General features: G+C 73.2%; 18 protein-coding genes. 2 read left to right on the forward strand and 16 right to left on the reverse strand.

Annotated features, from left to right (window positions below):
• Window positions 1–126: 126 nt before the first annotated feature.
• Together ACSTA4_RS20455 and ACSTA4_RS20460 are read right to left on the reverse strand one after the other, a co-directional pair.
• A complete protein-coding gene (locus tag ACSTA4_RS20455) occupies window positions 127–405 on the reverse strand; it encodes a hypothetical protein (protein WP_444960655.1) in 279 nt (92 codons plus the stop codon).
• Complete coding sequence (locus ACSTA4_RS20460; protein ID WP_097635573.1) at window positions 402–794, reverse strand: DUF948 domain-containing protein; 393 nt, start codon at window positions 792–794, stop codon at window positions 402–404. The genes ACSTA4_RS20455 and ACSTA4_RS20460 overlap by 4 nt, the downstream gene beginning before the upstream one ends.
• Window positions 795–1,178: 384 nt before the next feature.
• On the opposite strand from ACSTA4_RS20460, the gene ACSTA4_RS20465 reads away from it, so the two are divergent.
• Window positions 1,179–2,762, forward strand: coding sequence for a serine/threonine-protein kinase (locus ACSTA4_RS20465; protein ID WP_444960656.1), 1,584 nt, complete (start codon window positions 1,179–1,181; stop codon window positions 2,760–2,762).
• A gap of 107 nt (window positions 2,763–2,869) precedes the next feature.
• On the opposite strand, the gene ACSTA4_RS20470 is transcribed toward ACSTA4_RS20465, so the two are convergent.
• The 4 genes from ACSTA4_RS20470 to ACSTA4_RS20485 all read right to left on the reverse strand — a co-directional run bounded on the left by ACSTA4_RS20470 (window position 2,870) and on the right by ACSTA4_RS20485 (window position 9,662).
• Window positions 2,870–4,213 (reverse strand): replication-associated recombination protein A, encoded by a 1,344-nt coding sequence (locus tag ACSTA4_RS20470; protein WP_019610761.1) that lies wholly within the window; start codon window positions 4,211–4,213, stop codon window positions 2,870–2,872.
• A gap of 30 nt (window positions 4,214–4,243) precedes the next feature.
• Complete coding sequence (locus ACSTA4_RS20475) at window positions 4,244–6,274, reverse strand: SpoIIE family protein phosphatase (protein WP_444960657.1); 2,031 nt, start codon at window positions 6,272–6,274, stop codon at window positions 4,244–4,246.
• 679 nt (window positions 6,275–6,953) lie between these two features.
• Window positions 6,954–8,708: an aspartate--tRNA ligase gene (gene aspS, locus ACSTA4_RS20480; RefSeq protein ID WP_444960658.1), complete on the reverse strand. Its 1,755-nt coding sequence runs from the start codon at window positions 8,706–8,708 to the stop codon at window positions 6,954–6,956.
• Between the two features lie 276 nt (window positions 8,709–8,984).
• A complete protein-coding gene (locus tag ACSTA4_RS20485) occupies window positions 8,985–9,662 on the reverse strand; it encodes an MBL fold metallo-hydrolase (protein WP_274974070.1) in 678 nt (225 codons plus the stop codon).
• A 452-nt stretch (window positions 9,663–10,114) separates the two neighbouring features.
• Between ACSTA4_RS20485 and ACSTA4_RS20490 the strand changes: the two genes are divergently transcribed.
• Complete coding sequence (locus ACSTA4_RS20490) at window positions 10,115–11,347, forward strand: DUF349 domain-containing protein (protein ID WP_444960659.1); 1,233 nt, start codon at window positions 10,115–10,117, stop codon at window positions 11,345–11,347.
• A gap of 56 nt (window positions 11,348–11,403) precedes the next feature.
• Here ACSTA4_RS20490 and ACSTA4_RS20495 read toward each other — a convergent pair whose 3' ends face one another.
• The 10 genes from ACSTA4_RS20495 to carB form a co-directional block, all read right to left on the reverse strand.
• Window positions 11,404–12,372, reverse strand: coding sequence for a hypothetical protein (locus ACSTA4_RS20495; protein ID WP_444960660.1), 969 nt, complete (start codon window positions 12,370–12,372; stop codon window positions 11,404–11,406).
• A gap of 178 nt (window positions 12,373–12,550) precedes the next feature.
• Window positions 12,551–13,744, reverse strand: a complete 1,194-nt coding sequence (gene metK, locus ACSTA4_RS20500) for a methionine adenosyltransferase (RefSeq protein WP_444960661.1) — start codon at window positions 13,742–13,744, stop codon at window positions 12,551–12,553.
• Window positions 13,745–14,000: 256 nt separating this feature from the next.
• The gene (gene coaBC, locus ACSTA4_RS20505) at window positions 14,001–15,194 is read right to left on the reverse strand and encodes a bifunctional phosphopantothenoylcysteine decarboxylase/phosphopantothenate--cysteine ligase CoaBC (RefSeq protein WP_444964224.1); all 1,194 of its coding nucleotides are present in this window, start codon (window positions 15,192–15,194) and stop codon (window positions 14,001–14,003) included.
• 125 nt (window positions 15,195–15,319) lie between these two features.
• Window positions 15,320–15,586: a DNA-directed RNA polymerase subunit omega gene (rpoZ, locus tag ACSTA4_RS20510; protein ID WP_013154112.1), complete on the reverse strand. Its 267-nt coding sequence runs from the start codon at window positions 15,584–15,586 to the stop codon at window positions 15,320–15,322.
• A gap of 122 nt (window positions 15,587–15,708) precedes the next feature.
• Window positions 15,709–16,296, reverse strand: coding sequence for a guanylate kinase (gmk, locus tag ACSTA4_RS20515; RefSeq protein ID WP_444960662.1), 588 nt, complete (start codon window positions 16,294–16,296; stop codon window positions 15,709–15,711).
• Window positions 16,297–16,830: 534 nt separating this feature from the next.
• Complete coding sequence (gene mihF, locus ACSTA4_RS20520) at window positions 16,831–17,154, reverse strand: integration host factor, actinobacterial type (RefSeq protein ID WP_017565056.1); 324 nt, start codon at window positions 17,152–17,154, stop codon at window positions 16,831–16,833.
• A 409-nt stretch (window positions 17,155–17,563) separates the two neighbouring features.
• Window positions 17,564–18,280 carry an orotidine-5'-phosphate decarboxylase gene (pyrF, locus tag ACSTA4_RS20525; RefSeq protein ID WP_212643543.1) on the reverse strand — a complete coding sequence of 239 codons (717 nt, stop codon included), beginning with the start codon at window positions 18,278–18,280 and terminating at the stop codon, window positions 17,564–17,566.
• A gap of 317 nt (window positions 18,281–18,597) precedes the next feature.
• On the reverse strand, window positions 18,598–19,539 hold the full coding sequence (locus tag ACSTA4_RS20530) for a dihydroorotate dehydrogenase (RefSeq protein WP_248771318.1): 942 nt from the start codon (window positions 19,537–19,539) through the stop codon (window positions 18,598–18,600).
• A gap of 53 nt (window positions 19,540–19,592) precedes the next feature.
• The gene (locus ACSTA4_RS20535) at window positions 19,593–20,492 is read right to left on the reverse strand and encodes a dihydroorotate dehydrogenase electron transfer subunit (protein WP_212643541.1); all 900 of its coding nucleotides are present in this window, start codon (window positions 20,490–20,492) and stop codon (window positions 19,593–19,595) included.
• Window positions 20,493–20,800: 308 nt separating this feature from the next.
• Window positions 20,801–24,103: a carbamoyl-phosphate synthase large subunit gene (carB, locus tag ACSTA4_RS20540; RefSeq protein WP_248771319.1), complete on the reverse strand. Its 3,303-nt coding sequence runs from the start codon at window positions 24,101–24,103 to the stop codon at window positions 20,801–20,803.
• Window positions 24,104–24,111: the final 8 nt, after the last annotated feature.

Genomic DNA, 24,111 nt, shown 5'->3' on the forward strand with positions numbered 1-24,111 from the left:
CGCCGGGGCCGTCCTGATCAGGACAACGGCGGCGGTCCGGTTGTTCCCAGGCTATCGCCGCCGACCACCGCCGGGCCCCGTCGTCCACAGGCGCTCGCGGAGCGGCGGCGGCCGCGCGGGGGCGGGCTAGCCGGAACCGGGCAGCCCGCGTTCGTCGGCCCCGGGCAGGGACCGGCGCCCCTTCCGCGGGGCGTACCGGCGCAGGAGTTCCTCCTCCTGCTCGCGCACGGCGTCGGCGAGGTCCTCGTTGAGTTCACGCAGGGCGCCCCGGTACTCGCTGACCTGGCCCTCCACCCGTTCGGCGATACCGCCCGGGGTGAGGGAGCGCCGGGCGCGGTGGACGCGGTGGACCGCGTAGCCGCCGATGGCGGCCCCCGCGGCGAGGTAGAACAGTCTGCCGATCACCGGTTCGCCTTCCTCCTGCGGGTGCGCACGACCGCCAGGGCCCTGCGCTGGCCGAGGACGCGGCGCACCCCGTAGGACAGTGAGGCCACCTTCACCAGCGGCCCGGTGAGCACCGAGCGGGTCAGCGCGGTCATCGTGGAGACGTCCTCGGAACTGGCCTGCACGTTGGCGGTGATCTCCTCGACCCGTTCCAGCGAGGTGTTGGTGCGCTCCACCGTGGACGCGACGTCGTCCAGCAGGGGCGGGGTGCGGTCCCCCAGTTCCGACACGACCTTGGTCGCCTCGTTGATGAGCTTGATGAGCTTGACGAGCGCCACGCACATGAACGTGGCCAGCACCGCCCAGACCACCGCGGCGACGAGCGCGGCGACCTCTCCTCCGGTAAGCATGCGGGCTCCGTGGGCAGATAGAGGGTGACTTCGAGGGTGTGCGGCGGCCCCTCGGGCACGCGCCGGGACCGGGGGCCGGGGGACGCCGGCGACCGCGCCGGGCCGGGCGCCGCGGACGGGCGTTCCCTGGCTCGGCGGATCCTCCCCTTTGGTCCGCGCGGGACGGGCCGGTTTCGGCCGACCCTATCGCGTCCCGCCTCCGGGTGGGTGAGGGCGCCACGGCGCGTCCGAACCCCCTGCGGGACGGCCGCTCCGGGCCACGGGGATCGACGCCGCGCCCGTCCTGGGGGACAATCGGCCGCAAGCCCGGTCCTTCCGAAAAGCTGACTACGATGTGCGGACACTCAGCCGCCCCTCGGCCCCAGAAGCATCGACAGGACGCTCATGAGCCCTCGTTCTCCCCGAGAGATCTCCGTACTGGTACCGCCGGACCTGGCCCCCCTCTATCCGGACGACCCATCGCGGATCGGTCCCTACCTCGTCCTCGGACGGCTGGGGCAGGGGGGCAGCGGCACCGTCTACGCGGCCGTGGACACCGCCTCCGCGAGCGCGGGCGACCGCCTGGTGGCAGTGAAGGTCCTCACATCCGCCGAACTGGAGTCCGCTGACGCCTACCCCGCGCTGGAGCGGCGGCTGCGGGCCCTGTCCAACGTCGACTCCGCGCGCGTGGTCGTCCCCCTGGCCTTCGACAGCGACGCCAACCCCCCGTGGCTGTCCATGCCCTACATGGCGGGCGAGCGGCTGTCCCACTTCGTCACCAAGCGCGGCGGGCTGGGCACCGGCAAGCTCATCGCGCTGGCCACCGGCCTGGCCGAGGGGCTGTCCGCGCTGCACGCGCGCGGCGTGGCGCACGGGTCGCTGCGCCCCAGCGAGATCCTGCTGGAGTCGCACGGCCCGCACATCATGGAGTGCGCGGTCGTGGCCTCCCCCGAGCGCATGCGCGGGTCGGGGGCGACCTGGCTGAGCCCCGAGCGCTTCCGCGGCGGGGCGGCCACGCCCGCCGCCGACGTGTTCGCCTGGGGCGCCGTGGTCGCCTTCGCCGGGACCGGGCGCCTGCCCTTCGGCCCCGGGGAGCCCGAGGAGATCGCCGAGCGCGCCGCGCGGGGCTCCTTCGACCTGACCGGTCTGGCCAAGGGGCTGCAGCCGGTGGTCGGGCGCTCCCTGGACCCCGACCCGGACGGCCGCCCCAGCCTGCGCGAGGTGATCGGCGCGGTCATCGCGGTGTGGCAGGCGCAGAACGCCGCGGGGGGCGGCGGGGCCTCCCCCGTCGGAGGCGCGTCCGCCGCACCGGACCGCGACGAGCTGGCGCGCATCCTGGAGCGCGAGTGGCACGCCGTGGAGCCCCCCGCGCGGGTGCCCGAGGTGATCCGGCTGGAGGGGCGCATGTCCAACCGGCGCCCCGCACGGGCCGTGTTCCTGGCCGCGAGCGCGGTGCTCGCGCTGGCGCTGGTCGGCGGCGGCGTGTGGGGCGTCTCGCGACTGCTCGCCCCCGAGCAGGGTGACGCCCTGGTCGCGGGCCCCGCCGGTGAGGGGGCCGCGTCGCCGAGCCCCGTCGCCGAGGAGGACCCGCTGACCCTGGTGGTGCGGTTCGACCCCGCCGAGCAGGAGTCCCCCGAGACGGGGCCGTGGGTCTACACCCCCGTCGACCGCGAGGACGAGCCGGTCCGCGGCCGGGGCGTCCCCAGCCACGCGGCCTGGGCCGAGCAGTGGGACGTGGCCGGGGAGCCGGGCGAGGCCGTCGTCGCCCCCGACGCCGAGGTGCTCTGCGCCAAGTTCTGCGCCGCGCCCGAGCACGTGTTCATCGACGAGGAGGGCCGCGGCACCTGGGAGCTGACCGGGAGCGACTTCGTCGACTACCTGTCGTGGGGCCCGGTGGTCATCGTGGAGGTGACCTTCGCCGAACCCGCCGGGGAGGGGGGCGAGGGGCCCCGCGAGATCGTGCGGGTGACGGAGCTGTTCACCGACTGACCTCCGCGGCGCGGGCGCCCGTTCCCCGGTGTCCCCTCCCGGGGGCGTGCGGCGGCCGGGCGCGTCCGCCGCACGCGCGCCGGTACCGCGGGGCGCTCCCCCGGCGTTCAGCCGCGCTGGCCGCCGCCCCGCAGGACCTCCTTGATGCGCTGGAGGACCTCGCCGAAGCGCCGTTCGGCGCCGTGCTGGGTGGGCCGGTAGTACTCGCGGTCGGCGAGCCCGTCGGGGGCGTGCCGCTGGGGGGCGACGCCGCCGGGGAAGTCGTGGGCGTAGCGGTAGCCCTTGCCGTGGCCGAGTTCGGCGGCGCCCCGGTAGTGGCCGTCGCGCAGGTGGGCGGGGACGGGTCCGGCCAGGCCAGCGCGCACGTCGGCCGCGGCGGCGTCGATGGCGGAGACGACCGCGTTGGACTTGGGGGCCAGGCTGATGTGGATGACGGCCTGGGCGAGGTTGATGCGGGCCTCGGGCATGCCGATGAGCTCCACGGCCTGGGCGGCGGCCACGGCGGTCTGCAGGGCGGTGGGGTCGGCCATGCCGACGTCCTCGCTGGCGTGCACGACCACGCGGCGGGCGATGAAGCGGGGGTCCTCACCCGCCTCGATCATGCGGGCGAGGTAGTGCAGGGCGGCGTCGGGGTCGGAGCCGCGCATGCTCTTGATGAAGGCGCTGACGACGTCGTAGTGCTGGTCGCCGGAGCGGTCGTAGCGCACGGCGTGCCGGTCCACGGCGCGTTCGACGTGTTCGGCCGTGATGGTGACCGGCTCCGCGCCGGGGGCGCCCGCGACGAGCGCGGCGGCCTCCAGGTAGGTCAGGGAGCGGCGGCCGTCGCCGCCCGCGAGGCGCACGAGGTGGTCCGCGCCCTCGTCGGAGAGCGTGTAGCGCCCGTCGAGCCCGCGCTCGTCGGCCAGCGCCCGGTCCACCAGGGCGCGGACGTCGGCGTCCTCCAGCGACTCCAGGGACAGCAGGAGCGAACGCGACAGCAGGGGGCTGACCACGGAGAAGAAGGGGTTCTCGGTGGTGGCGCCGATGAAGCTGACCCAGCGGTTCTCCACCGCGGGCAGCAGCGCGTCCTGCTGGGTCTTGTTGAAGCGGTGGACCTCGTCCACGAAGAGCAGGGTGCGGGTGCCGTGCATGCCCATGCGGCGCCGGGCGTCGTCGATGACGGCGCGCACGTCCTTGACCCCGGCGTTGACGGCGGACAGCTCCACGAAGCGGCGCTTGGTGACACGGCTGACCACGGTGGCCAGGGTGGTCTTGCCGGTGCCGGGCGGGCCCCACAGGAACACGGACATGGGCGCGTCGTCCTCGACCAGGCGGCGCAGCGGGCTGCCCTCCCCGAGCAGGTGGCGCTGGCCCACGACCTCGTCGAGGGTGCGGGGGCGCATGCGCACGGCGAGCGGTTCCTGGCCCCTGGCGGCCTCCGCACCGGCGTCGTCGAAGAGCGTGTCGGACACCTGTCCAGGGTAGGCCGCCGAGGGCACCGGTCAGGTCGTCGTCGCCACGGCGGCGCGGTTCCGCGCGGGCTCGGCGGAGGGGATCATGCGGGTGATGAGCAGGGCGATGTCGTCGCCGCGCCCGGCCGGGGCCATCTCGGCGATGACGTGCGCGGCGGCCTCGGGGTTCTCGTGGTGCTCGGAGAGCGCCGCGCCGACCCTGGCCAGCCCCTGCCCCATGGGCACCTCGGAGCTCTCCACGAGTCCGTCGGAGCACAGCAGCAGGGCGGTGCCGGGCGGGAGCATGCGGGTGGTGACGGTGTACTCGGGGTCGGGGAGCACGCCCAGCGGCGGGCCGGTCTCGGGCTCCCAGAGCTCGTAGCCGTCGCGGGTGGCCAGGACGACCGGCGGCTGTCCGGCCCAGGCCGCCTGCATGACGCCGCTCTCGCGGTCCACGACGAGGTAGCCGCAGGTGGCGAAGACGATCTCGCCGGTCTCGGCGAGCAGGCGGTTGGTCTCGCCCAGGACGACGCCGGGGTCGGACTGGTTGGTGGCGTAGGCGCGGAAGGCCACCCGGATCTGGCCCATGGCGGCCGCCGCCTCGACGCCGTGCCCCTGGACGTCGCCGACCAGGAGGCCGACCTTGTTCTCGGGGAGTTCGATGACGTCGTAGAAGTCGCCGCAGATGCGCCAGTCGGCGCGGGAGGGCAGGTACTTGGTGGCGATGTCCATGTCGGGGAAGCTGGCCACCTGGCGGGGCAGCATGCGGCGCTGGACCGCGTCGGCCAGTTCCAGTTCGGCCTGCTGCGCCTTGATGCGCTGGAGGGCCTGCCCGGCGAGCCCGGCGAAGGTGAGCATGAGGGCCCGCTCGTCGCGGCTGGCGTGGTGGGGGCGGTCCCAGACCATCTGCCACACGCCCAGGGCGACCTTGCCGTCGCCGAAGATGGGCACGGTGGCCCAGGCCTGGCCGCGCACCTGGCGCATGAGTTCCACGGCGGCGGGGAAGCGGCTGATGATCTCGGCGCGGCTCTCGAAGAAGCGGGGCTGGCGGTCCTGGATGACCGCGCCCATGGGGAAGTCGGTGTCGTCGGCGCGGCGGCCGTCTATGCGGTCGATGTTGCTGGTGGCGCTCTTGGCGTGGGCGCTGGGCGAGCTGCGCAGCAGCCCGTTCTCGACGTAGAGGGCGACGGCCTGTACTCCGCCGAAGATGGGCAGGAACTCCTCGCTGAGCAGGTCCATGACCTTGTCGACGGTGGTGGCCGAGACGAGTTTGGAGGACAGCTCGGTGACCAGGCGGCCGTGCTCGGCCTCGGTGCGGCGGCGGTCGGCGAGGCGGCGCACGAGCTGGACGTGCTCGGTGACGTCGTCGACGATGCCCACGAGGCGGTCGGGGTCGCCGGGCACGTAGCGGGCGCGCACGTGCAGGGAGCGCTCGTCGCCGAGGCGGTCGAAGACGCGGAAGCGCTGCTCGTAGTCGCGTCCGGCGAAGGAGGCGGAGATGGCGTCGCGCACGCGGGCGATGTCGTCGGGGTGGACGCGCTCCAGGATGCGTTCGAGTTCGCGGTCGTTCCCGGCCAGCAGCGCGCCGAGCGGGGTGGGGCCGAACATCTCGCGCAGGCGTCCGCTGACCGGGTCCAGGCTCCACAGCACGGAGTCGGAGTTGTCGGTGCGCAGCTCGCCGATCACGCGCAGGTCGGCCTCCTCGGTGGAGAGCACGTGCAGCAGGACGACCGCGCGGGCGCCCTCCGGCCCGTCCCCGGGCAGGGGGCGCAGCTCGACCTCCACCAGGTGGGCGGCCTTGTCGGCGATGTTCAGGCGCAGGCGGGACCGGCGTCCCCAGTGCCCGGCGAGGGCCTCGTCGTGGGCGCGGGCGCCGCGCTGGGCGTCGTCACCGTCGAGGAGGTCGAACCAGGCGCCTCCGGCGAGATCGGAGGCGTCGCGGCCGAAGAGTTCGGTGAAGGCCAGGTTGGCGTGCACGATCGCGCCGTCGGCCAGGGCGAGCGCCATGGGCTCGGGGGCGTGGGAGAACGCCTCCGCGAGAGCGCTCTCGGAACCATCGCCTGAAGCGCGTTTTCCGTTCACGTATGACTCATCCTCATGTCGTCTCGGACGTCACACCCGCGCGCAGGCGCGGTCACCCTTGAAACGTTCCGACCGGCTCATTCTAGTGTCCGGGGCTGGGCCGGATCTGGTGCCGGAACGGGGGCAGGGCCGACGCACGCGTCGTCCGGCGTCCGTGTGACCTGGCTGGACGCGGACCCGCGTACTCCATCGGCGCGACGGGAGGGCGGCCGATTCCGCACCCGGGGTCGCACGCGAGCGACCACAGGATGGAAATCGTTACGCCCGTGTGACTCAACAGCGCAGAATGCACTCCGCCACCACTTCCGCCCGTGATCGGGGGTGTCCCCGTGAGGTCCGTGTCCACTCCACAACACGTTCTCATCGCGGCTCGGAAGGGGTGATTCGCCCTCAACGGTAGGGGATGACGGCTGTCCGCGCATCCGTACCGGGGCACCGAGTCCGTGTCCGGCCACGCGGGCACCCCTCCATGACGCCCGATAACCGACCGTTTTCGCCGAGTGACCGAATGGGACAGGTTCAAAATGGGATGAATTCGGGCACCTGGCGGGGGCCGCGAAATTCTTCGGTCCCGGGGCGGCCGGAGGGCGGGCCCGCGGTTCGCGGCACCTCCCCCGGTACACGGGTCGGGGGCGGCGCGCGCCGTGCGCGCACCGCCCCCGACGGGACCGGCGGCCCCCTACTTGCGCTTCTCCCGCTCCTCGGCCTCGGGGTCGGCGTCCACCCCGGCCTCGGACCGCTGCTCAGCGGTGATCGGCGTGGGCGCGCCCGTCAGCGGGTCGCCGCCCGAGGCGGTCTTGGGGAAGGCGATGACCTCGCGGATGGTCGGCTGGCCGGCCAGCAGCATGACGATGCGGTCCCAGCCCACGGCCAGGCCGCCGTGCGGCGGCGGGCCGAACTTGAACGCCTCCAGCAGGAACCCGAACTTCGACTCCGCCTCGGCCTTGCTCAGGCCGATGACGTCGAAGATCCGCTGCTGCATCTCGGCCCGGTGGATACGAATGGAGCCCGAGACCAGCTCGTAGCCGTTGAGCACCAGGTCGAAGGCCCGGGAGTCGGTGCTGCCCGGGTGGTCCTGGAAGTCGGCCTCGTCCTGCACCGCCGGGGCGGTGAAGGGGTGGTGCACCGGCTTCCAGGAGCCCTCCTCGTCGGCCTCCTCGAACAGGGGCATGTCGGTGATCCACAGGATCTCCCACCGGGAGGTGTCGATCAGGTCGCAGCGCCTGCCGATCTCCAGACGGGCCGCGCCCAGCAGCTCCTGGCTCGCGGTCCGGGCGCCCGCGGCGAAGAACACCGCGTCACCCGGCGCGGCGCCGACCTGGGCGGCCAGGCCCCCGCGCTCGGCCTCGGAGAGGTTCTTGGCCACCGGGCCGCCCAGGGAGCCGTCCTCCTGGACGAGCACGTAGGCCAGGCCCTTCGCGCCGCGCGAGCGCGCCCACTCCTGCCAGGCGTCCAGCTCCTTGCGGGTCTGGGAGGCGCCGCCCGGCATGACCACGGCACCCACGTAGGGGGCCTTGAAGACCCGGAAGGGGGTGTCGGCGAAGTAGGCGGTGACCTCGACCAGCTCCTGGCCGAAGCGCAGGTCGGGCTTGTCGGAGCCGAAGCGGTCCATGGCCTCGGCGTAGCGCATGCGCGGGAAGCTCGCGGGCAGCTCGACCCCGCGCACCTCGCGCAGCAGGCGGGTGAACAGCTTCTCGCCGACGGCGAAGAGGTCCTCCTCGTCGACGAAGCTCATCTCCAGGTCGATCTGGGTGAACTCCGGCTGGCGGTCCGCGCGCAGGTCCTCGTCGCGGAAGCAGCGGGTGAGCTGGTAGTAGCGCTCCATGCCGCCGACCATGAGCAGCTGCTTGAACAGCTGCGGGGACTGCGGCAGCGCGTACCAGTGGCCCGGCTGGAGGCGGACCGGGACGAGGAAGTCGCGGGCGCCCTCGGGCGTGGAGCGGGTCATGTAGGGGGTCTCAACGTAGGTGAAACCCAGGTCGCGCATGACCTCGTGGGCGACGTAGGTCGCCTTGGAGCGCAGGCGCAGGTTGTCGGCCATCTCCTGGCGGCGGATGTCCAGGTAGCGGTAGCGCAGCCGGGTCTCCTCGGCCACGTCGGCGGCGCTGTCGAGCTGGAAGGGCAGCGGCGCGGCCTCGCTGAGCACCTCGATCTCGTCGGCGACGACCTCGACGGCGCCGGTGGGGATCTCGGGGTTCTCGTTGCCCTCGGGGCGGACCCGGACCGAGCCGGTGACCTTGATGCAGTACTCGGCGCGCAGGTCGTGGGCGAGGTCGTCCTCGCGGACGACGACCTGGACCACCCCGGAGGCCTCGCGCAGGTCGAGGAAGACCACCCCGCCGTGGTCGCGGCGGCGTGCCACCCATCCGGCGAGGACGACGGTCGCGCCTGCGTGCTCGGCGCGCAACGCACCTGCCTCATGCGTGCGTATCAACGGACTACTCCTTCAGCGTCTCTGTTCGTGTCAAGTGTGCCCGACCTGCGCTCGGGTGCGGGCCAGATCCTGCGCACACGGCCTTCGGCACCCGGTGGGGGGAGGGCCGGGGGAAGGGCGTGCGAAGCCACCGGCCGACCGCCCTCAGGCGGCGCCGGTGCGGGTATCTCGTCCGCCGTGCGGCCGCGCGGGCGCGCTCGGGCGGCGGGCGCCTCGGTGGTGTGGGGTGGTCATACGTCGTTCCAGCGGGACGGAGAGGGCGGCCTGGACACGGGGTCAGCCGGTGATGTCGCGCAGGTAGGGGTTGGTGGCGCGCTCGCGCTCGACGGTGGTGGCCGGGCCGTGGCCGGGCAGGATCTGGGTGGTGTCGGGACGGCCCAGCACGGCGCTGGCGAGGCTGCGCAGCATGGCGGCGTGGTCGCCGCCGGGGAAGTCGGTGCGGCCGATGGAGCCGGCGAAGACCAGGTCCCCGGCGAACATCACGGGGACGCCGTCCTCGGTGGTCACCGTGTACACGACCGATCCGGGGGTGTGGCCGGGGGTGTGCTCGACCCCGAACTCCAGTCCGGCCAGGGTGAGGGTGTCGCCGCCGCCGACCTCGACCAGGTGCTCGGGCTCGGTGTGGGGGCCCGGGCCCAGCAGGGCGGACAGCTGCGCGGCGAAGCCGGGGTCCACCCCCGCGGCGGGCTCGGTGAGCAGACCGCGGTCCGCGGCGTGCAGGTGGACGGGGACGCCGTGGCGCGCGCACAGGTCGGCGGCCGACCACACGTGGTCGAAGTGGCCGTGGGTGAGCAGCACCGCGACGGGGGCCAGCCCGTGCTCGGCCAGGACCTTGTCGACCTGCTCGGTGGCCTCCTGGCCTGGGTCGACGATGACGCAGTCGCCGCCCGGGGCCGGTGCGAGCACGTAGCAGTTCGCGGCGAGGGGCCCGGTGGGAAGTGCGGCGATGAGCACGGCGGATGTCGTCCTGTCCTCGGTCGGGTGCGCGGTCGCGGGGCGGCGGGTCCCGGTCCGGACGCAGCGTCCCCCGGGTGCAGCCTATCGAGGCGGGGCGGGGGCGGCGACCCGGTCGTCGTGCCCGGGTACGCGTTTGATCACCATTCGATCACCGCGCGCGGCTGGCCTCTTTGCCAAACCGCGTGGTAATGCCATATTGGTCACCGTCCTTGGTGCACGCCGGGGCCCCGACCTGCGCCAGCGCTGGGCGGGAGGGCGGCCCGGCCCCATACCCGAGGACGCGCGGACCCGCGTGATCTGCGCAGACGTGAATTCACGGCGCGGCGCCTCCCACCGGATCGCGGGGATATCGTGCTCAGCACGGTGGTTCCCATCGCGAACCGGCGAGGAGTGCGACGCGACGACCCGAACCCGCCCCACGGCCGGGTTCATGACAGCAGGAGGACACGGTGACCACGGACCCTTGGGGCCGCGTAGACGACGAAGGCACGGTCTACGTGCGCACGAGCGAAGGCGAGCGGGTCGTCGGATCGTGGCAGGCGGGGGCGCCGGAGGAGGCTCTGACCTTCTTCCGGCGCAAGTACGACTCCCTGGTCACCGAGGTGGAGCTGCTGGAGAACCGGCTCCGCAACACCGACCTGTCCGCCTCCGCCGCGATGTCGAACATCGACAAGCTGCGCGACGCGGTCCGGGAGGCCAACGCGGTCGGCGACCTGGAGTCGCTGATGGGGCGCCTGGACGCGCTGGCGGGCCGCGCCGAGGAGCGCAAGGTCGAGCAGAAGCAGGCCCAGGAGCAGGCGCGCGGCCAGGCCCGGGAGGTCAAGGAGCGCATCGTCGCCGAGGCCGAGCGGGTCGCGGTGGAGACGACGCACTGGAAGTCCGGCGGCGAGCGGATGCTCCAGCTCATCGAGGAGTGGAAGAAGGCCCCGCGGGCCGACCGGCCCACCGAGCAGGCGCTGTGGAAGCGCATGTCGGCGGCGCGCAACTCCTTCTCCAAGCGGCGCAAGGCCTACTTCGCCAGCCTGGACCAGGAGCGGGAGTCGGTGCGCGTGGAGAAGGAGCGCATCGTGGTGGAGGCCGAGGCGCTGTCGGGCTCCACCGACTGGGGTGCCACGGCCCGCGCCTACCGCGACCTGATGCAGCGCTGGAAGCGCAGCGGCCGGGCGGACCGGGCGAGCGAGGACAAGCTGTGGACGCGCTTCAAGGCCGCGCAGGACACCTTCTTCGACGCGCGCAACGCGACCTTCGCCGAGCGCGACGCCGAACTGCGGGTCAACGCCGAGGCCAAGGAGCGGATCCTGGCCGAGGCCCAGGCGGAGATCCCGAAGATCTCCGACCCGCGCCGGGCGCGTGCGCGGCTGCGCGACTTCCAGGACGCCTGGGAGGAGGCCGGTGAGCTGCCGCGCGACGTGCGCGACCAGTTGGAGGGCGCCTTCCGCCAGATCGAGGACGGCGTGCGCCGGGCCGAGGACGCCGAGTGGGAGCGCAGCAACCCCGAGGCGCGGGCCCGCGCCAGGGACACGGCCGCGCAGCTGGCGGCGGCGATCGCCGACCTGGAGGCCAAGCTGGGCAAGGCCAGGGACAGGGGCGACGAGCGCCGGGTCAGGGAGTACGAGGACGCGCTGGAGGCCCGCCGCTCGTGGCTGGCCGAGGCGGAGAAGGCCCTCGACGAGCTGAGCTGAGCCCGCCGGACGGGCCGCGCCCCGGGGCGCGGTCCGTCCGTCTGTGCGGCCCCGGGTCAGCCGCGCGGCCCGGCGACCGGTTCGGGCTCCTCCGCGGGCGCGTGCGCGGTCTCGGCGGGCACGGGCTCCGGCTCGGACCGGGGACCGGTCTCGGGCCGCGCCCCGGTGTCGGGCACGCGTGCGGTCCCGTGCTCCCCGCGCGGTTCGCCCTCCCCCGCGTCCGGGCCGGGTATCTGAGCGCCGCGCGCGGTGTCGGGTACGGGGTCGGGCGCCGCCCTGTGGACGATCAGCGTCTCCAGCACGGTCCGCGGCCGGTCGGCGGTCCCCTCCGCCGCCGCGGCGGGTCCGGCCCCGGCGGGTTCCCGGGCCGCGCCCACGGCGGCCTCCTCCGCTCCGACGGCGTTCGCGCGGACGGGCGCCGTCCGCGCCTCGGGCTCCCCCTCCCGAAGGTCCCGGGCGTTGCGGTGGCGCGCCAGGCCGCCGGCGCACAGCGCCACCGAGGCCGCGAAGGCCAGCCCCGTGACCACCCACACCGGCGGCACCGCCCCGTGGACGCGGTGCACGGCCGCGTCACAGGAGACCAGCACCGCTCCCGGCTCAGGGCGCGCGCAGACCGTGGCGACCGGGTGCTCTCCCCCGCCGCGGACCCCGGTGATCTCGCCGGTGAACCGCATGCTCGCGCGTTCCCCGGGCTCCAGGGACCGCGACCAGGTCACCCGCCCCTCCCCCGGCTCGGCCCCGGACGTCCCCGAGACGTAGCGCACGGTCGGGGGGAGGAACTGCACGATCTCGGCCCCGGACACCGCCTCGTCACCGTCGTTGCGCACGTCGACCGTGTAGTGGATCCGGTCGCCCGGGCCCAGCCGCTGCGCTTCGGAGCGGGACTCCAGGGCCACGTGCAGGCTGTCCGCGCCGGGCACGACCTCCCCTCCGCCGCCTCCCGGCCCGTCGGGTGCGTGGTGGGCGCCGGGCAGGGCGAGCAGGGCCACCAGCCCCACCGCAGACACCGCCGTTGCTACGGCCATGGTCTCCTCCGCGTACGAGCACAGAAATGACATTACGTCTATACGGAATAACACGGAGTAGTCACTTCGATCGTGCGCCATGCGGAGGAACCCGGAACACGCGAAAGGGCGCGCACGGCCGGTGACGGCCGTGCGCGCCCCCGGGACCCCTCGCGGGAACCGGTGCCGCGGGTGCGGGTCAGGCGCCCACGAAGGAGCGCAGCGCGGCGGCGCGCTCGGTGCTCTCCCACGTGAACTCGGGCAGCTCACGGCCGAAGTGGCCGTAGGCGGCGGTGCGGGAGTAGATCGGGCGCAGCAGGTCCAGGTCGCGCACGATGGCGGCCGGACGCAGGTCGAAGACCTCCTTGACGGCCTTCTCGATCAGCTCCGGGGCGACCTTCTCCGTGCCGAAGGTCTCGATGAACACGCCGACCGGGTGCGCCTTGCCGATGGCGTAGGCCACCTGGACCTCGGCGCGCTCGGCGAGCTCGGCCGCGACGATGTTCTTGGCGACCCAGCGGGTGGCGTAGGCGGCCGAGCGGTCCACCTTCGACGGGTCCTTGCCGGAGAAGGCGCCGCCGCCGTGGCGGGCGTAGCCGCCGTAGGTGTCCACGATGATCTTGCGGCCCGTCAGGCCGGCGTCGCCCATGGGGCCGCCGATCTCGAACCGGCCGGTCGGGTTGACCAGGAGCCGGTAGTCGTCGGACTCCAGGCCGTAGGCGGCCACGACCGGCTCGATCACGTGCTCGCGGATGTCGGGAGCGAGCATCTCGTCGAGGTTGATGTCGGCCGAGTGCTGGCTGGAGACCACGACGGTGTCCAGGCGGACCGGGGTCTGGCCGTCGTACTCGACCGTGACCTGGGTCTTGCCGTCCGGGCGCAGGTAGGGCACCGTGCCGTTGCGGCGGACCCCGGCCAGGCGCTCGGAGAGGGAGTGCGCCAGCTTGATCGGCAGCGGCATGAGCTCGGGCGTCTCGCGGTTGGCGTAGCCGAACATCAGGCCCTGGTCGCCCGCGCCCTGCCGGTTGAGGACGTCGTCCTCGTTGCCGACGCGCGCCTCGTAGGCGGTGTCGACGCCCTGGGCGATGTCGGGGGACTGCGCGTCGATGGAGACGTTGACCCCGCAGGAGTCACCGTCGAACCCCTTGGCGGAGGAGTCGTAGCCGATCTCGAGGATCTTTCCGCGCACGATGGCGGGGATGTCGACGTAGGTCTGGGTGGTGACCTCGCCCGCGATGTGGACCTGACCGGTGGTGATCAGCGTCTCGACCGCGACCCGGCTGCGCGGGTCGTGGGTGAGCATCGCGTCGAGGATCGCGTCACTGATCTGGTCGGCCATCTTGTCGGGATGGCCTTCGGTGACCGACTCGGAGGTGAAAAGGCGGCGGGACACGTTGCGTGACTCCTTGCAGCGGCTGCTGGCTGACATGTGCCGGTGCGGCACGGGCGCCCCCCGGCTGCCTGCCGGGGCGGCCAATACCGACCGACGGGGTTGGTTATCGGTCCACTGTAACGGGACTGCTGGGGGCGGGCACCCCGCGGACGACCTCCCCGGTCGTCACGGGTGCACGTTGAAGTGTGACGTACTCCGCGGTGGGAATCCAGTCCTGGGAACCCGCGGTTCGGCCGGGCCCCGCCGGGCGGGCGCTTCAGCCCAGGCGCGGCAGGACCAGGTCCCAGACGCGGTCGGCGAGGTCCTCCTTGGGCCCGGTGGGCACGTCCACCGCGCTGCCGTCCGAGCCCAGGATGACGGCCTGGTTGTCCTCGGTGCCGAACGCGCGCCCGCCGCCGACCTGGTTGACCACGAGCAGGTCGCAGCCCTTGCGCGCCAGTTTGGCGCGGCCGTTGGCGATCACGTCGTCGGTCTCGGCGGCGAAGCCCACGACGGTCTGCGCCAGCCCCTCGGCGTCGCGGGAGGCGACCAGCCCGGCGAGGATGTCGGGGTTCTCGGCCAGCTCGATGGGCGCGGGGGCCGCGCCGGGCCTCTTCTTGATCTTGGAGGCGGCGCTGGCGACCGGCCGGAAGTCGGCCACCGCGGCGCTCATCACGATCGCGTCCGCGCCGACGCGTTCGGCCTCCATGGCCTCGGCCAGCTCCACGGCCGAGCCCGCCCGCACGACGCGCACCCCGGCCGGGTCGGGCAGGGAGACGTTGGCGGCGACCAGGGTCACGTCGGCGCCGCGGGCGGCGGCGGTGCGCGCCAGGGCGTACCCCTGCTTGCCCGAGGAGTGGTTGCCCAGGAAGCGGACCGGGTCGACGGCCTCACGGGTGCCGCCGGCGGAGACGACCACGCGGCGTCCGGCCAGGTCGGGGGCGGCGGTGCCGCGGCGCAGCACGAGGCGGGCGGCCTCGAACAGCTCGGAGGGCTCGGGCAGGCGCCCGCGTCCGGTGTCGGCGCCGGTCAGGCGGCCCACGGCCGGGTCGAGGACGACGGCGCCGCGCGAGCGCAGGGTGGCCACGTTGGCCTGCGTGGCGGGGTGCTCCCACATCTCGGTGTGCATCGCGGGCGCGAACACCACCGGACAGCGCGCGGTGAGCAGGGTGTTGGTGAGGAGGTCGTCGGCCAGGCCCGCGGCGGCCCTGGCCAGGATGTTGGCGGTGGCCGGGGCCACGAACACCAGGTCGGCCTCCTGGCCGATGCGCACGTGCGGGACCTCGTGGACCTCGTCCCACACACCGGTGGCGACGGGCTGGCCGGACAGGGCGGCCCAGGTGGGCTCACCGACGAAGCGCAGGGCCTCGGCGGTGGGCACGACCCGGACCCGGTGGCCGGACTCGGTCAGGCGGCGCAGCAGTTCGCAGACCTTGTAGGCGGCGATGCCGCCGCCGACGCCGAGGACCACGCGGGGAACGTTTGTGTCACTCACAGAAAGGAGTTCTACCAGCCCCCGGCCGCCCCGCGCGCGCCAGGGGCGCGGCGGGCGGTCCCGAGCCCCGTGCGGGCTCGCGAGCACGCGGAGAGGGCGGGTCAGGAACCCTCGTAGGGCTCCGCGGTGAGCAGACCGGACCTGACCTCGCGCAGCGCGATGGACAGCGACTTCTCCTGGACCTGGGTCTCCACCAGCGGGCCGACGTACTCCAGCAGGCCCTCGCCCAGCTGGGCGTAGTAGGCGTTGATCTGGCGGGCCCGCTTGGAGGCCATGGTGACCAGGCTGTACTTGCTGTCCACCAGCTCCAGCAGATCGTCGATCGGCGGGTTGGTGATGCCTTCGGCGACGGGCTCGGTACCAGCCACTTCATTACCCCCAGGAATGGTCCGCGGCTCGTCGCGGAGCCGCGGTGGACGGACGTTGGGGCGCCGTCGGGACGGTTCCCGGCGCGGCGCGGACGGCGCGGACCCTGCGGGTCCGGCCGCTATCACACCTTGGGCGCGGTGATCAACGCTAGCAGCTCGTCGCCCACTTCCTGCACGGACGTGTTGACGAGGGTGGTGTCGAACTCCTTCTCGGCGGCCAGCTCGACCCTGGCCACGTCCAGGCGGCGCTGGATCACCTCGTCGGACTCGGTGCCGCGTCCGGTGAGGCGGCGCACCAGCTCCTCCCAGGAGGGAGGGGCGAGGAAGACGTGCAGGGCGTCGGGCATGGACTCGCGCACCTGGCGGGCGCCCTGGAGCTCGATCTCCAGCAGGACGGGCACTCCGGCGCGCAGGCGCTCCTCGACGGGACGGCGCGGGGTGCCGTAGCGGTTGCCCGCGAACTGGGCCCACTCCAGGAGCTGGTCCCCGGCGACGAGGCGGTCGAACTCCTCGTCGGTGACGAAGTGGTACTGGACGCCGTCCTGTTCGCCCGGGCGGGGGCGGCGCGTGGTGACCGAGACCGAGAGCCACACGTCGGGGTTCTCACGGCGCAGGTGGGCCACCACCGTGCTCTTGCCCACACCCGAGGGTCCGGACAGCACGGTCAGCCGCTTCTGCGCCGGGCGGGACTGGGATCCGGGATCGGGCATGTGTGTTCGAGGCTTCCCTTCGGGCCCGCCCGCCACGGGCGGGGCCGTGGCCCTCGCGTCGCGCTCCGGCGGGCCGAAGCCGGTCCGGGCGCCGTCACCGTGCGGGCGGTCTGGTGTACGGGGTGTCCGCGTACGGTCGCGGGAAGCTTCCTTTATACCACCGGGCCGCGGTGCGGTGGGCTGCCTTGGCCCACCTCGCAACGCACCGCGCCCGGGGTAAGCAGGGCCGCGGCGCGGTGGACGGTGGTGACCCACCCCAGAACGCACCGCGCCCGGGGTAAGCAGGGCCGCGACACGGCGGACGGTCGTGACCCACCCCGAAACGCACCGCGCCCGGGATAAGCGCAGGGCCGCGGCGCGACGGACGGTCGTGGCCTGGGGCCACCGTCCGCCGGCCGCGGCCCGGCCTGGCTCACCGGGGGTCGGCCGCTGTCGCGGCGTGGTGTGCGCCGCGACTGTGGGGGACGCGGCGGACCGGTGCACTGCGTTCAGGTGCTGCTCGGTACTGCTGGGTGCTGCGGGTACTGCCTGGTGCTACTTGGTGAGGTCGCCGAACTCGGCCTCGAGGGCGGCGCGCTGGTTGGTTCCCAGACCGCGGACACGGCGCGACTCGGCGATGTTGAGCCGCTCCATGATCTGCTTGGCCCGGACCTTGCCGACGCCGGGAAGGGATTCGAGCAGAGCCGAAACCTTCATCTTGCCGATGACGTCGTCCTTGAGGCCGTTGGAAAGGACCTCGGACAGCGAGATGCCGCCGTTCTTCAGCTTGTTCTTGACCTCCGCGCGCTCTTTTCTGGCCTTGGCGGCCTTGGCCAGAGCCGCGGTGCGCTGTTCGGGTGTCAGGGGAGGAAGGGCCACGCCGGGTCACCTCGGTTTTCTACTCGTTTGTAGAGGGCGGACGCCTGCGCAAGTTAGTAGGTCTGACCCCTGTTAGGCAACGCAAAGTGCCCTTTCAGCGGCTATTTCGTCGAACTAACTACTGAGAGTTGTTATTCGACTGCACTGCGAGACGAAAACCAGGACTTTAGTCCCGATTGAAGGAAGCGCGAAGGGTGCCACCAGCACAGGTCACACAGGGGTGACGCGGGTCACTCTCGGCAGTGCTCGGCGAGTTTCGGACACGCCAAATTAGTGACCGACAGCGACACATAATCGGCCCTGTCGAACCCCTGTGCACCGGTTCGTCTCCCCGATCCGTCGATCCCTTGGCCCAACACCTCCGGACACCGTCGAAGGGCACCCGCGCGGCGCCCCCGCCCTTCGCTCCCTAGACGCGCACACCCGCCCTGCGCACGGCCGCCGCGAGGGAGGCCGCCGCCGCCCCCGGGTCCGGCGCGCGGGTGATGGGGCGGCCGATGACCAACAGGTCCGCGCCCGCCGCCACGGCCTCCTCCGGGGTCGCCACGCGCGACTGGTCGCCCCTGTCCGCCCCCGCCGGGCGCACGCCCGGCGTGATGAGGGTGACGTCCGGCCCGACCTCGGAGCGGAGCAGGGCCACCTCCTGGGGCGAGCAGACCAGCGCGCGGGCCCCGGCGCCCACCGCCAGGACGGCCAGGCGCCGCACCGCGTCGCGGGCAGGACCGAGCAGCCCCACCTGCTCCAGGTCGCCCTCGTCCATGGAGGTGAGCACCGTCACGGCGGCGATCCTGGTCTCCGGCGCGGCCTCCACGGCGGCCCGGACCATGTCCGCCCCTCCCCCGGCGTGGACCGTCAGGATCGAGGGGCGCAGGCCGGCGACACTGCGCGCGGCGCCGGCGACCGTGGCCGGGATGTCGTGCAGCTTCAGGTCGAGGAAGACCCCCACCCGGCTGGCTCCGCGCACCGCGCTGACCACGTCGGGCCCGTAGCGCAGGTACAGCTCCAGGCCCACCTTGACCGTGCTCACGTGCGGCGCGACCGCGGAGGCCCAGGTGGCCGCGGTCTCCAGGTCCCTGGCGTCGAGCGCCACGGCGATGGGCGCGGAGGGCGCGGTGGTCTCGGTCATGTCGGTATCTCCCATCGTGTGCCGCCGACCGGGGTCGGCGCGTGCAAGGCACGGACGTACTTGCGGACGTGCTTACCGCGGCACCTGAGAATGCACGTTCGCTGTCATGTGCACACCATCAAGTGTGCGATTCCCCGGATGGGCCGCTTCATGCGCCCCACCCGTGTCACTTCCCCGTAACGGCCTCCCAGACGGCCGCAGACGGGACGTAGCGGTCAGGACAGTGGTAGAGACCAATTGCGCGTGTTTGGTCGCACAACGCCATCTGAACGCCGTTCAGGCCGGTCAGGGCCCTTGTGCGCCGCGTGCCCGACCTGTCACGCCCCCACACCCGTCCGGTGCGCGGCGCCCACCAGGTCGGCGGCCCGCCTCAGCCCGCGGGCCTCCAGCAGCTCGGTGAACTCGCGGAGCACCCGGGCGCACGCCGAGGGGTCGGAGAAGTTGACCGTGCCGACCGCCACCGCGGAGGCCCCGGCCGCCATGAACTCCATCACGTCGGCGCCCGTGCGGACCCCGCCCATCCCGATGATGGGCACGTCCGGGAGCGCCTCGTGCACCCGGTAGACGCACCCCACCGCCAGCGGGCGGATCGCCGGCCCCGACAGTCCGCCCATGCCCCCGGCCACCGCCGGGCGCAGCGTGCGGGTGTCCACGGCCATGCCGCGCACGGTGTTGACCATGGACAGCCCGTCCGCGCGCGCCTCCACGCACGCGGCGGCCAGCTCCACCACGTCGGGGACGTCGGCGGCGAGCTTGGCCAGCACCGGCAGCCCCGAACGGGTGTGGGAGCGCACCGTGCGCACCACCGCCGCGGCCTGGGCTGCGTCGTCCACGTAGCGGCGCCCGGCGGGATCGGACGGGTCCGGGCTGGAGAGGTTGACCTCGATCGCGCTCACCCCGTCGGCGGCGGAGACGCGTCTGGCGAGTTCGCCGAACTCGGCCATGCCGGTGCCCGCCACGGAGACGATCGCCCGCCCGCCGCGGGAGAGCAGCCAGGGCAGGTCCCGTTGGAGGAACACGTCCACGCCCGGGCCCTGCATGCCCGTCGTGCTGAGCATCCCGCTGGGTGTCTCGGCCATGCGCGGGGACGGGCGCCCGGCGTGGGGTTCCAGCATCACCGACTTGGTGGTGACGGCGCCGATCGAGGCGATGTCGAAGAACTGGGCCAGCTCGCGGCCCGATCCGGCGCACCCGGCGGCGGTGACCACGGGGTTGGGCAGCTCCCAGCCGCCCAGCCGGGTCCTGAGGTCTGCGTTCAACTCTCTCACCCACTGTCTGGTGGTGGTCGGTCCCGGGGGCGGGGCCGGGCCCCTCAGGCGATGTCGCGGGCCGTCTCCGCGGCGCGGGCCGCACTGGAGCCCTTCCAGCCGGGGGCGCCCAGGGCGTCGAAGGGGATCGTGCCCACGTCGTCGAAGCGCACCTGCTCGCCCCGGAAGACCGGGCCGTCCACGCAGGAGCGCACCATGCGGGTGATCCCGTCCTCGCCCACCACCGGGATGACGCAGGTCATGCAGATCCCGGTGCCGCAGGCCATGGTCTCCTCCACCGCCACCTGGACGGGGATGCCGTGGCCGGCCGCCACGGAGGTGACCGCGCGCAGCATCGGCATGGGGCCGCAGGCGTAGACGGCGTCTGACCGGCACTCCTCGATCACCCTGCCCAGGACGTCGGTGACGCGGCCGCGGGTGCCGAAGGAGCCGTCGTCGGTGGTGAAGGCGGCCGTCTCGGCGATGCGGCGGGCGGTGATGGCGCTGAACACCCGGTCGGCGGAGGCGGCGCCCAGCACGAAGTCCACCCGGCAGCCGCGCCTGCGCAGCGACTGAGCCAGCGGGAACAGCGGAGCGCTGCCCGAGCCGCCGCCCACCAGCACGCAGTTGACCGGCTCGCGGGGCAGCGGGAAGGGGCGGCCCAGGGGGCCGACCACGTCCAGCAGGTCGCGCGAGCGCCGCTCGGAGAGCCAGGCGGTGCCGGTGCCGCGCACCGAGAACAGGAACTCGACGGTGCCGCCGTAGTCGGGTTTGACGTCGTGGATCGCGAAGGGGCGGCGCAGCAGGGTGCTGGAGTGGTCGCCGCCGACGGCCACCGACACGAACTGCCCGGAGCGGAACCGCTCGGCTATGCCCGGGGCGACCACGGTGATGGCGTAGTAGGCGTCCACCCTGCGTACGTTCAGCACGGGGCACCTGGTCTGCACCGGTCCGTTGTCGCTCATCAGGTCGTGGCGCCCGAGCCCGGTGTCGCGGACACCGGGGCGTCGGCGCCGCCCTCCCCCCTCTGGGATTCCTGCGTCGTCCTGTGCGCCAACCGTATAGGCGGGGGCGCCGTGGACACACCGTCCACGGCGCCCCCGCCCACGACCCCGGAGCCCCTCGGGTGTTGGTTCGGGCGCCCGCGGGGTTCTGGAGGTGGCGGAGGCGGGTTCGCGAGGAACGAGCGAACCCGCCGGAGACACCGAAGGTTCCCGCTCTTTGGGCGCCCGAACACTGGCCAAAGCGAAGCGGAGGCCCAAAGTTGAACAGCCTAGGCCCGGCTGGCGGTGAGGGTGCTCGCGTGCTCCTGGAGGGAGCGCACGCCGAGGTCGCCGCGCACCCGCGCCTCGATGGCCTGGACCGCGGCGGCCAGGCCCTGCACGGTGGTCACGCTGGGCACGCGGCGCACCACGGCCGCGGTGCGGATCTCGTAGCCGTCCAGGCGCGGTCCGGCCTGCCCCGCGCTGCCGAAGGGCGTGTTGACGATGAGGTCCACGCCCCCCGAGTGGATGAGCTGCACGATGGTGGGCTCGCCCGCCGGGCCGCTGCCCTCGCTGTGCTTGCGCACCACGGTGGCGTGCACGCCGTTGCGGCGCAGGACCACGGCGGTGCCCTCGGTGGCCAGGATCTCGAAGCCGAGGTCGGCCAGGCGCTTGACCGGGAAGATCATCGAGCGCTTGTCGCGGTTGGCCACCGAGACGAACACCCGGCCCCGCTCGGGCAGGGAGTCGTTGAGGGCCAGCTGCGACTTGGCGTAGGCGGAGCCGAACTCGGTGTCCAGGCCCATGACCTCGCCGGTGGAGCGCATCTCGGGGCCGAGGATGGTGTCGACCCCCTCGCCCTCCTTGTCGATGAAGCGGTTGAAGGGCAGCACCGCCTCCTTCACCGACACCGGGGCGTCCGCGGGCAGGTCGCCGCCGTCGCCGTGTGCGGGCAGCATGCCCTCCTCGCGCAGTTCGGCGATGGTGGCCCCGGCCATGACGCGGGCGGCGGCCTTGGCCAGCGGCACCGCGGTGGCCTTGGACACGAACGGCACGGTGCGCGAGGCGCGCGGGTTGGCCTCCAGGACGTTGAGCACGCCGGAGGCGAGCGCGTACTGGACGTTGATCAGCCCGCGCACGCCCGTGCCGCGGGCGATGGCCTCGGTCGAGTAGCGGATGCGCTCGATGTCCTCGCGGCCCAGGGTGATGGAGGGCAGGGTGCACGCCGAGTCGCCGGAGTGGATACCGGCCTCCTCGATGTGCTCCATGACCCCGCCCAGGTACAGGTCGCGGCCGTCGTAGAGGGCGTCGACGTCGATCTCGATGGCGTCGTCGAGGAAGCGGTCGATGAGCACCGGGTGCTCGGGGCTGACCTCGGCGTTGCGCTCGATGTAGTCGGCGAGCATCGTCTCGCTGTAGACGATCTCCATGCCGCGGCCGCCCAGCACGTAGGAGGGACGGACCATGACGGGGTAGCCGATCTCGTCCGCGGCGGCCTTGGCCTCGGCGAAGGAGTGGGCGGTGCCGTACTTGGGCGCGGGCAGCCCGGCGTCGGCCAGGACCTTGCCGAAGGCGCCGCGGTCCTCGGCCAGGTCGATGGCCTCGGGGCTGGTGCCGATGATGGGCACCCCGGCGTCCTTGAGGCGGCGGGCCAGGCCGAGCGGGGTCTGGCCGCCCAGCTGGACGATGACCCCGACGACCGGTCCGGCGGCCTGCTCGGCGCGCACGACCTCCAGCACGTCCTCCAGGGTGAGCGGCTCGAAGTAGAGCCGGTCGCTGGTGTCGTAGTCGGTGGAGACCGTCTCGGGGTTGCAGTTGACCATCACGGTCTCGTACCCGGCGTCGGAGAGGGCGAAGGAGGCGTGGACGCAGGAGTAGTCGAACTCCACGCCCTGGCCGATCCGGTTGGGCCCCGACCCCAGGATGATGATCTTGGGCCGGTCGCCCGTGGGGACCTCGGTCTCCTCGTCGTAGCTGGAGTACAGGTAGGGCGTGCGGGCCTCGAACTCGGCGGCGCAGGTGTCCACGGTCAGGTAGACGGGGTGAACGCCCAGGGCGTGGCGCAGCTCGCGGACCACGTCCTCGCTGCGGCCGGTGATCTGGCCGATCTGGAGGTCGGAGAAGCCCAGCCCCTTGACCTGGCGCAGCAGGTCGGCGTCGAGCTTGGGCGCGTCGGCCAGGACGCGGGCCGCCTCCTCCAGGCGCAGCATCTGATCCACGAACCAGGGGTCGATGCGGGTGGCCTCGTGGACCTCCTCGACGGTGGCTCCGGCGCGCAGGGCCTGCTGGACCTGGCGCAGGCGGTGCTCGGTGGGGGTGGCGGCCAGGCGCAGCAGCTCGTCCTTGTCGCCGGGCTCGCCCTCCCAGGTGAGGCCGACGCCCTTCTTCTCCAGGGAGCGCATGGCCTTCTGGAGGGCCTCGGGGAAGGAGCGGCCGATGGCCATGGCCTCGCCCACCGACTTCATGGTGGTGGTCAGGCCGGGGTCGGCGCCGGGGAACTTCTCGAAGGCGAAGCGGGGCACCTTGACGACGACGTAGTCGAGCGTGGGCTCGAAGCTGGCCGGGGTCTCCCGGGTGATGTCGTTGGGGATCTCGTCCAGGGTGTAGCCGACGGCGAGCTTGGCGGCGATCTTGGCGATCGGGAAGCCGGTGGCCTTGGAGGCCAGCGCCGAGGAGCGCGACACGCGCGGGTTCATCTCGATGACGATGACCCGGCCGGTGGTGGGGTGGACGGCGAACTGGATGTTGCAGCCGCCGGTGTCCACGCCGACCTCGCGGATGACGGCGATGCCGATGTCGCGCAGCTTCTGGTACTCGCGGTCGGTGAGGGTCATGGCGGGGGCGACGGTGATGGAGTCGCCGGTGTGCACGCCCATGGGGTCGAGGTTCTCGATGGAGCACACGACCACGACGTTGTCGTTGGTGTCGCGCATCAGCTCCAGCTCGTACTCCTTCCAGCCGAGGATGGACTCCTCCAGGAGCACCTCGGTGGTCGGGGAGAGCGCCAGGCCCTGTCCGGCGATGCGGCGCAGCTCGGCCGCGTCGTGGGCGAAGCCCGAGCCGGCGCCGCCCATGGTGAAGGAGGGGCGCACGACGACGGGGTAGGAGAGCTCCTCGGCCGCGGCCAGGCACTCCTCCAGGGTGTGGCAGATGCGCGAGCGGGCGGACTCGCCGCCGATGCGCTCGACGATGCCCTTGAAGCTCTCGCGGTCCTCGCCGGACTGGATGGCCTCGATGTTGGCGCCGATGAGCTCGACGCCGTACTTGGCGAGGATGCCCGCCTCGTCCAGGGCGACGGCGGCGTTGAGGGCGGTCTGCCCGCCCAGGGTGGGCAGGAGCGCGTCGGGGCGCTCCTTGGCGATGATCTTCTCGATCATCTCGGTGGTGATCGGCTCGACGTAGGTGGCGTCGGCGATCTCCGGGTCGGTCATGATCGTGGCCGGGTTGGAGTTGACCAGGATGACCCGCAGGCCCTCGGCCCGCAGAACCCGGCAGGCCTGGGTGCCCGAGTAGTCGAACTCGGCCGCCTGCCCGATCACGATCGGGCCGGAGCCGATCACGAGGACGGATGAAAGGTCACTACGGCGCGGCATGCTCTGCT

Source organism: Nocardiopsis sp. M1B1 (genome assembly GCF_052466615.1).